This is a genomic window from Janthinobacterium sp. UMAB-56 (genome assembly GCF_900095265.1).
Lineage (GTDB): Bacteria > Pseudomonadota > Gammaproteobacteria > Burkholderiales > Burkholderiaceae_D > Janthinobacterium.
Genome location: NZ_LT607659.1, coordinates 106,025 through 114,830, shown reverse-complemented (window position 1 = coordinate 114,830; position 8,806 = coordinate 106,025). Strand labels below are relative to the sequence as shown.

7 protein-coding genes are annotated in these 8,806 nt (G+C 61.2%); 3 read left to right on the top strand and 4 right to left on the bottom strand.

All coding sequences use genetic code 11. The annotated features are described in order from the left end of the window. Positions 1–33 precede the first annotated feature (33 nt). A complete protein-coding gene (locus K0F85_RS17080) occupies positions 34–684 on the bottom strand; it encodes an HD domain-containing protein (RefSeq protein WP_219117169.1) in 651 nt (216 codons plus the stop codon). Positions 685–1,021: 337 nt separating this feature from the next. On the opposite strand from K0F85_RS17080, the gene K0F85_RS17075 reads away from it, so the two are divergent. The 3 genes from K0F85_RS17075 (at position 1,022) to K0F85_RS17065 (ending at position 5,129) form a co-directional block, all read left to right on the top strand. Continuing rightward, positions 1,022–1,513, top strand: coding sequence for a chemotaxis protein CheW (locus tag K0F85_RS17075; protein ID WP_035818113.1), 492 nt, complete (start codon positions 1,022–1,024; stop codon positions 1,511–1,513). Positions 1,514–1,788: 275 nt separating this feature from the next. Further along, on the top strand, positions 1,789–3,414 hold the full coding sequence (locus K0F85_RS17070) for a methyl-accepting chemotaxis protein (RefSeq protein ID WP_219117168.1): 1,626 nt from the start codon (positions 1,789–1,791) through the stop codon (positions 3,412–3,414). A gap of 77 nt (positions 3,415–3,491) precedes the next feature. Continuing rightward, entirely contained in the window at positions 3,492–5,129 is a 1,638-nt protein-coding gene (locus K0F85_RS17065; protein ID WP_219117167.1) for a methyl-accepting chemotaxis protein, read from the top strand. Here K0F85_RS17065 and K0F85_RS17060 read toward each other — a convergent pair. From K0F85_RS17060 to mgtA, 3 genes are read right to left on the bottom strand one after another with little or no spacing between them, the layout of a single operon-like run. Continuing rightward, a complete protein-coding gene (locus K0F85_RS17060; RefSeq protein ID WP_219117166.1) occupies positions 5,126–5,638 on the bottom strand; it encodes a ribonuclease HI family protein in 513 nt (170 codons plus the stop codon). The two genes, K0F85_RS17065 and K0F85_RS17060, sit on opposite strands and share 4 nt — an antisense overlap. Beyond that, positions 5,635–5,976, bottom strand: a complete 342-nt coding sequence (locus K0F85_RS17055; RefSeq protein ID WP_219117165.1) for a hypothetical protein — start codon at positions 5,974–5,976, stop codon at positions 5,635–5,637. The genes K0F85_RS17060 and K0F85_RS17055 overlap by 4 nt, the downstream gene beginning before the upstream one ends. Before the next feature lie 36 nt (positions 5,977–6,012). Next, entirely contained in the window at positions 6,013–8,697 is a 2,685-nt protein-coding gene (mgtA, locus tag K0F85_RS17050; RefSeq protein WP_219117164.1) for a magnesium-translocating P-type ATPase, read from the bottom strand. Between the last annotated feature and the right edge of the window lie 109 nt (positions 8,698–8,806).

Below are 8,806 nucleotides of genomic sequence, written 5' to 3'. Positions count from 1 at the left end.
CAGCATGCGCGGTGCTGGCTATCGCCAGCCATGCTAGAGCGCAATCGCCCATTCCGCAGCAAAGGCGGCGCGGAAATCGGTCAGCACGGCCAGGCGTTCTTCGGCCAGCGCGCGGCCCGCCGCCGTTTGCATCTTGCCGGGCAGCTTGTCGAGCTTGGTGACGATATGGTCGAGCGCATACGCCTTGTCGTCGAGCGCGCGATGCTGGGCCAAGGGATCGTTGCCATGCGCCAGCGCGCTGTCCATGCGCGCCGCCGTATAGAACAGGCGCGCCAGTCCCACGGCGCCCAGCGCGTCGATGCGGTCGGCATCTTGCACGATTTGCGCTTCGATGGTGGTGGGCCTGAGGTCGGCGGAAAAACTGTGCGTCTCGATGGCGTGGGCCACGCCGGGCAACTTGTCTGCCGGGAAATCCATTTCTGCCAGCTGGCGGTAAGCCAGCGCGGCGGCCTGGCGCGACGCCAGGTGGCGCTCGGGGTGGTTTTTCGGCAAGTTGACCAGGTCGTGCAGATAGCACGCAGCCATCACGGTGAGAGCGTCGGCCTGCGCATGCTCTTGCAGCAGCACGCAGGCATTGCGCCAGACGCGCCGCAAGTGGTTGATGTCGTGGGCGCTGTCGTCGCCCAGGCCGGCCGTGGCCAGGGCCAGCAGGCGTGGTTGCCATTGAGTAAGCAAGGTTTGCATGGTTGGTATTCTGTAGCGTAAAAAGCCGGGGCCGTCAGTGTGGCATAAAACGCCGCCGCTTGCGGCCCAGAAACTGGCGCCCAGGCGTGCCGTATTCGCCACATAAGTGTATTTTGGAAAATCTCTGACCTGGCGATTGCTCTTTTTTAGTGCATGTAAAATTTACATGGGGTAACATTGCCGCACGGAAATTAGAGGCATCAACTAATTGCTAAAAAGTATTTGCAAAAAAATATATAAGTAACTGCCATCCCATCGTGGATGGTTCTGCCACGTCCAGGGCTTGCGTGCAGCATGCCTTGGCCTGCGCCTCAGGCGAGTTAACGAAAGGATTATCATGAACACCATTTCCAGCGACACAGGCGCTACCGTCGCCAAGGCTGCCGAATACCTGGCTTTTACCCTGGGCCAGGAAGAGTATGGCATCGACATCCAGAAAGTGAGCGAAATCCGCAGCTATGAGACGCCGACCCGCATCGCCAACGCGCCCGAGTTCGTCAAGGGCGTGGTCAACCTGCGCGGCATCATCGTGCCGATCGTCGACATGCGCATCAAGTTCAACCTGGGTACGCCCAGCTATGACCAATTCACCGTCGTCATCATTCTCAATATCGGCAACCGCGTGGTTGGCATGGTCGTCGACCGCGTCTCCGACGTCACCACCCTGATGCCGGAGCAGATCAAGCCCGCGCCCGACATGGGCCGTTCGATCAACACGGAATACGTGATCGGCCTGGGCACCATCGACGAGCGCATGCTCATCCTGGTCGATATCGACCAGCTGATGTCCAGCGCCGACATGGGCCTGATCGAAAAATTGGCAGCCTAGGCCGCCAGGAAAAGTCCAGGGCGGCGTTGCCTTGCCCTGAACATTTCCCGACACCCTGGTGTTGACAGGGTTTTTTAGAAACAATTGACCCCAAGCATTGTTTGCTTTTTCTGCAAGGCGCACGCTAGCGCATTTCCTGGCGCACGATTCAGCCGAACCGTGCGCCAGTTTCACTTGTCACCCCCGTGTCGCCACTGCAGCGAGCCTGCGTCCGCGCCAACACGAAATCGCCAGCCTGTCGCTATGCCGGCGTCCGGGTTTTTTAGGATAGTCACATGAATGTATTACGCAACGTCAGCATCGGTGTTCGCCTCGGCCTCGGTTTTGCCGTCATTTTGCTGTTTTCCATGCTTATTACGGGCATCAGCGTCTGGCGCTTGCACGACGTGGCCAGCGCCACGCGCGTCATGATGGAGCAGCCATTGGCCAAGGAACGCTATATTTCTGACTGGTATGGCCGCATCGATAGCGCCGTGCGCCGCACTATCGCCATTGCCCGCAGCAGCGACACTTCGCTCAGCGGCTACTTCGCCGAAGAATCGAAAGTCTCGTCGTCCAGCTCGGCCGAACTGCAAAAGAAGATCGAGGCGCTGATCGACACGCCAGAGGAAAAAGCCATGTTCGCGGCCTTGCTGGAGCAGCGCAAGGTGTATATCAGTTCGCGCGACCAGGTCTACAAGCTGAAGGGCGAAGCGCAGGTTGATGCCGCCAATGCCGTGTTTGAAAAGACCTTCGTGCCTGCCGCCGCCAAGTACCAGAAGATGGTGCTGGAATTGCTGGAACAGCAGCGCGCCAGCATCGACAAGACCGCGCGCGAAATCGACGCCGTCGCCAGCACCAGCCGAACCCTGATGCTGGCGCTGGCCGCGCTGGCACTGGCTTTTGGCGTGGTTTGCGCCTGGGTCTTGACAATGGGTATCGTGCGCCCACTGCGCATAGCCGTGGAGATTGCCCGCAAGGTGGCCGACGGCGACTTGACGGCGCAGATCGACGCCAGCGCCAAGGATGAAACCGGGCAATTGCTGCTCGCCCTGAAGGATATGAACACCAGCTTGCTCAACATCGTCGGCGAAGTGCGCAGCGGCACGGACAGCATCGCCACCTCCTCGACGCAGATTGCCGCCGGCAACCAGGACCTGTCTTCCCGCACGGAAGAGCAGGCCGGTTCGCTGGAAGAAACGGCGTCTTCGATGGAAGAGCTGACCAGCACCGTGNTGAAGCAGAATGCGGACAATGCGCGGCAGGCGAATCAACTCGCAGCCTCGGCAGCGCAAGTGGCCGTCAAGGGCGGCGAAGTGGTGACGCAGGTGGTGGGCACGATGGAATCGATCAATGCTTCGTCGAACAAGATCGTCGACATCATCAGCGTGATCGACGGCATTGCTTTTCAGACCAATATTTTGGCCTTGAATGCGGCCGTGGAAGCGGCCCGTGCCGGTGAACAGGGGCGTGGCTTTGCCGTGGTGGCATCCGAGGTGCGCAACCTGGCGCAGCGTTCGGCTTCGGCGGCGAAAGAGATCAAGACCCTGATCGGCGCGTCGGTCGAGCAAGTCAACGCGGGCAGCATGCTGGTGGCGCAGGCCGGCTCGACCATGAACGATATCGTCGATAGCGTGCAGCGCGTGAGCGACATCATCACGGAAATCACGGCAGCGAGCAGCGAGCAAAGCGTGGGCATCGACGAGATCAACCGGGCCATCGGCCAGATGGATGCCGTGACGCAACAAAATGCGGCCCTGGTGGAAGAGTCGGCGGCGGCCGCCGAATCGATGCAGCATCAGGCGCACAAACTGGCGCAAGTCGTCAGCGTGTTCAAGCTTAATGGCCAGCAGGCCGGCGCTGCGAACGCGATCAAGCCGCCGACAGCACCACAAACTGCCTTGCGCATCGGCGCACGCTGATGCCGGCGCGGCTGCCCCTGGCAGCCGCTTTTTGCACTCCCCCGTATAGTCAGATTCCGCTTTTTTAGGATATTTACATGAATTTATTAAGAAACGTCAGTATCGGTGTGCGCCTCGGCCTGGGTTTTGCCGTGATTTTGCTGTTTTCCATGCTTATCACGGGTATCAGCGTGTGGCGTTTGCATGAAGTGGCCAGCGCCACGCGCAACATGATGGAGCAGCCCTTGGCCAAGGAACGCTATATTTCCGACTGGTATGGGAAGATCGATAGCGGCGTGCGCCGCACCACAGCCATCGTGCGCAGTGCCGACACCTCGCTGGGGCCGTATTTTGCGGAAGAGGCCAAGCAATCGTCGGTTGTATCTGGCGAGCTGCAAAAGAAAATCGAAGCCTTGATTTCCGGTCCGCAAGAAACTGAATTGTTCCGCCAGGTCAGCGAACAGCGCAAGGTCTACCTCGATGCGCGGGCACAAGTGTCGAAGCTGAAAGTGGATGGCCAGGCAGAGGAGGCGGACAAGGTGTTCCAGAATGTTTTCGTGCCCGGTTCGACCAAGTATCTGACGGTGGTACGCAATATGCTGGAGTATCAGCGCGCCAGCATCGACACGACGGCGCGCGAGATCGACGCCGTCGCCAATACCAGCCGCACCCTGCTGCTGACCCTGGCCACGCTGGCGCTGGCGTTTGGCGTCGTCTGCGCCTGGCTGTTGACGATGGGCATCGTACGCCCCCTGCGCACGGCCGTGGAGATCGCCCGCAAGGTGGCCGATGGTGACTTGACGGCGCAGATCGAAGCCAGCGCCATGGATGAAACCGGGCAATTGCTGCTCGCCCTGAAGGATATGAACACCAGCTTGCTCAACATCGTCGGCGAAGTGCGCAGCGGCACGGACAGCATCGCCACGTCCTCGACGCAGATTGCGGCAGGGAATCAAGACCTGTCTTCCCGCACGGAAGAGCAGGCCGGCTCGTTGGAAGAAACGGCGTCTTCGATGGAAGAGCTGACCAGCACCGTGAAGCAGAATGCGGACAATGCGCGGCAGGCGAATCAACTCGCAGCCTCGGCGGCGCAAGTGGCCGTCAAGGGCGGCGAAGTGGTGACGCAAGTGGTCGGCACGATGGAATCGATCAATGCTTCGTCGAACAAGATCGTCGACATCATCAGCGTGATTGACGGCATCGCTTTCCAGACCAATATTTTGGCCTTGAATGCAGCCGTGGAAGCGGCCCGTGCCGGTGAGCAGGGACGCGGCTTTGCCGTGGTGGCGTCCGAGGTGCGCAACCTGGCGCAGCGTTCGGCGTCGGCGGCGAAAGAGATCAAGACCCTGATCGGCGCGTCCGTGGAGCAAGTCAACGCGGGCAGCATGCTGGTGGCGCAAGCCGGTTCGACCATGAACGACATCGTCGACAGCGTGCAGCGCGTGAGCGATATCATCACGGAAATCACGGCGGCCAGCAGCGAGCAAAGCGTGGGCATCGACGAGATCAACCGCGCCATCGGCCAGATGGATGCCGTGACACAACAAAATGCGGCCCTGGTGGAAGAGTCGGCGGCGGCCGCCGAATCGATGCAGCACCAGGCGCACAAGCTGGCGCAGGTCGTCAGCGTGTTTAAACTGAATGGGCAACAGGCCAGTGTCAGCGGTTTGAAGGGCGTCAAGCGCCCGGCAGCGAAAGCGCCGCAAGAAGCATTGCGGATAGGCCGCGCCGCTTAATTTTTCACCACCGAGCCGGCGATCGCCAACTGCGACAGCCGGTCCGCCTCGCCATTCCTGTGGCGCGGCAGCCAGCGCAAGCTCACGTCAGTGAATTGTTCCAGCAGGGCCACTACGGTGGCCCTTTGTATTTCCAGCCCCTTGGCGCCGACGGGCGTCGTTCCCAGCACATCATTGATCACCACCTGGCTGTCGCCGTACAGCAGCAGTTGCACGGGCGGCGGGCGCACGCCGAGCGCCGCTTGCAGCAGGGCCGTCAGGGCCGCATATTCCGCGTCACTGCTGCTGCCATGGCCGGCCGCCTCACTCACTTCGATGCGTTCGCCGTTCGGTCCCAGCAGCAGGGCGCCTATGCCCAGCTTGCCAGGGTTAGGATGGGCGGAACCGTCGAACCAGCCGCGCCAGGCCAGCGGGCCGCCATGGTCCTGGCGCCTGAGCGCCAGCTGCGCGCGGCGCGCCTGCATCTTTGCTTCCTTGCGCTGTTTGCGTGCCTCTGCCTCCGCCGTCATGGCTTGATGAGCCAGGTATCGATGAGGCTGCCGAGCCAGCACGCCACCAGCACGCCCACGGCCACCGTCATGACAGGGCCATCATTGGCGGACAGTGCATCGATTTTTTCCATGATCAGTTGCACGTCGAGCGGCAGGGCGCCGCTGTCGATCTGTGCCAGAACCTGGTCCAAGCGTGCCATGATCTGGCGCAATACGAGCACCAGCGCGATCAGGGCAGGCACGAGGAAGAGGCAGCCGCGCGCCTTGCGTTGCAATACAAAATGCCCGCTGCCGGGAAACACCAGCGCCGACAGCAGCAGGGCTTGTGTGCGTTTGGAAAGGGATGAGCCGCTCATGCGCGCCTTTTGTAGGGGAAAGAGCGGTCCATCATACTATTGCCAGCCGAATTTGCGCAGGTACACGCGTTTCATGAACGTCGTCAGCAGGGTGTAGCAGACCAGGATGGCCAGCAGCCAGGGGAAGTAGGCCAACGGCAAGGCTTGCAATTTAAAGTAGGTCGCCAGCGGTCCCATCGGCAGGAACACGCCCACGGCCATGATGATGGTGGTGGCCACCAGCAGTGGCACGGACGCGATGCTGTCGATGAAGGGCAGCTTGGGCGTGCGGATCAGGTGCACGATCAGGGTCTGCGTCAGCAAGCCCACGACGAACCAGCCGGACTGGAACAGGGTCTGCTGTTCTGGCGTATTCGCGCCGAACACATGCCACATCAAAATAAAGGTGCTGATGTCGAAGATCGAGCTGATGGGGCCAAAAAAGACCATGAAGCGGCCGATGTCACGCGGGTTCCAGCTCAAAGGCTGCTGGATCAGCTCCGCGTCGACATTGTCGAACGGGATGGCGATCTGCGACACGTCGTACAGCAGGTTTTGCACCAGCAAGTGCAGCGGCAGCATCGGCAAAAACGGCAGGAAGGCGCTGGCCACCAGCACGGAAAACACATTGCCGAAGTTTGAGCTGGCCGTCATGCGGATGTACTTGAGCATGTTGCTGAAGGTGCGCCGGCCTTCCAGCACGCCTTCTTCCAGCACCATCAGGCTCTTTTCCAGCAGAATGATGTCGGCCGCTTCCTTGGCGATATCGACGGCCGAATCGACGGAAATGCCGATGTCGGCGGCGCGCAAGGCGGGCGCGTCGTTGATGCCGTCGCCCATGAAGCCGACGATATGGCCATTGCCGCGCAGGGCGCGCACCAGGCGCTCCTTGTGTAGCGGGCTGAGCTTGGCAAACACGGTATTGTCTTCGGCGGCTTGCGCCAGGGTGGCGTCGTCCATGTCGTCCAGTTGCGGGCCTTGCAGCACGCCGTGCACGGCCAGGCCCACTTCGCGGCAAATCTTCGCCGTCACCAGGTGGTTGTCGCCCGTCAAGACCTTCACGGTGACGCCATGTTCGGCCAGCGCGCGCAGGGCAGGCGCCGTCGATTCCTTCGGCGGATCGAGGAAGGCGACATAGCCGATCAGGGTCAGCGCCGTTTCATCGGCCACGCCATACACGGTTTTATGCGGCGGCACTTCCTTGACGGCCACCGCCACCACGCGCAAGCCTTCCGCATTGAGACCATGCGTGGTTTCCAGCACTTTCGCCAGCAGGGCAGGATCGAGGGGAATATTCACGCCTCCCAGGCGCAGATGGCTGCAGGCGGCGAGGATTTCCTCAACGGCGCCCTTGCAGATCAATTCATGGTGGTCATTCTTTTCGGAAACGACAACGGACATGCGGCGGCGCACGAAATCGAAGGGGATTTCATCGACTTTGACGTAATCGCGGGCCAGCTGCATTTCCGTCTGCAATTCCACATGGTCGAGCACTGCGCGATCGAGCAGGTTTTTGAGACCCGTCTGGTAGTGGCTGTTCAAATAGGCGAATTGCAGCACTTCATCGGAGGGCTGACCGAATACATCGGTATGGCGCTCGAGCACGATCTTGTCCTGCGTCAGGGTGCCTGTCTTGTCCGTGCACAAGACGTCCATGGCGCCGAAGTTCTGGATGGCGTCCAGGCGTTTCACGACGACTTTCTTTTTCGACAGTTTCACGGCGCCCTTGGCCAGGGTGCTGGTGACGATCATGGGCAGCATTTCCGGCGTCAGACCGACGGCCACGGACAGGGCGAACAGGAATGCTTCCATCCAGTCGCCCTTGGTCCAGCCATTGATCAGGAACACCAGCGGCGCCATCACGAGGGCGAAGCGGATCAGCAGCCAGCTGACGCTGTTCACGCCCGCTTCAAACGCGGTGGGCGTGCGCTCGGTGGCCGTCACGCGCGTGGCGATGGTGCCGAAATAGGTGCGGTTGCCCGTGGCCAAGACCAGCGCCGTGGCCGCGCCCGAGATCACGTTGGTACCCATGAACAGCAAATTGGCCAGCTCCATGGGGTCGCGGCCATGGGCGTCGGCCAGTTCGGCCATCTTTTCCACGGGCAAGGATTCGCCCGTCATGGCGGCCTGGCTGACGAACAGGTCTTTCGCGGACAGCAAACGGCAGTCGGCGGGGATCATGTCGCCGGCCGACAGCACGATGATGTCGCCCTGCACCAGTTGGCGGATGGGCAGCTCGGTCCGCTGTCCATTGCGCAGCACGGTGGCGGTGTTGCTGACCATGGCTTTCAGGCGTTCGGCGGCGCGGTTCGAGCGGCCTTCCTGCACGAAGCGCAGCAGGGTCGACAAAATCACCATGGTGCCGATGACGATGGTCGCTTTCGGGTCTTCCGTCAGATAGGAAACGATGGCCAGCACGGTGAGCAGCAGGTTGAAGGGATTCTTGTAGCACAGCCACAGATGCTGGTACCAGGCCAGCGGCTTTTCATGCTCGACTTCATTCGGTCCGGTTTGCGCGCCGATGACTTGGGCCTCGGCATCGCGCAAGCCTTCCACCCGCGTATGCAGGCGGTTCAGCGCGCCATCCAGGTTTTCATGGGCGGCGTCCAGCAACTGGCGCGCGAGGTGATCTGGCACGGGACGGGCCGTGCTGTTTTCCAGCGGCATGGCGCGGCGCCGGAAGTTGCCAGCAGTATGGCGCTTGCGCAGGAACGATTCGAATAAGCGGGTGAAGAGATTCATGGCTCTTCCTTTCACGACGAGGTGTTGACGGGCGGCGCAGCCGCAGGCAAGACTTGCGTGCCGCCAAGGCACGATAGTGCTGGCGGCCAATCCGGGTCAGTAGCCGGTC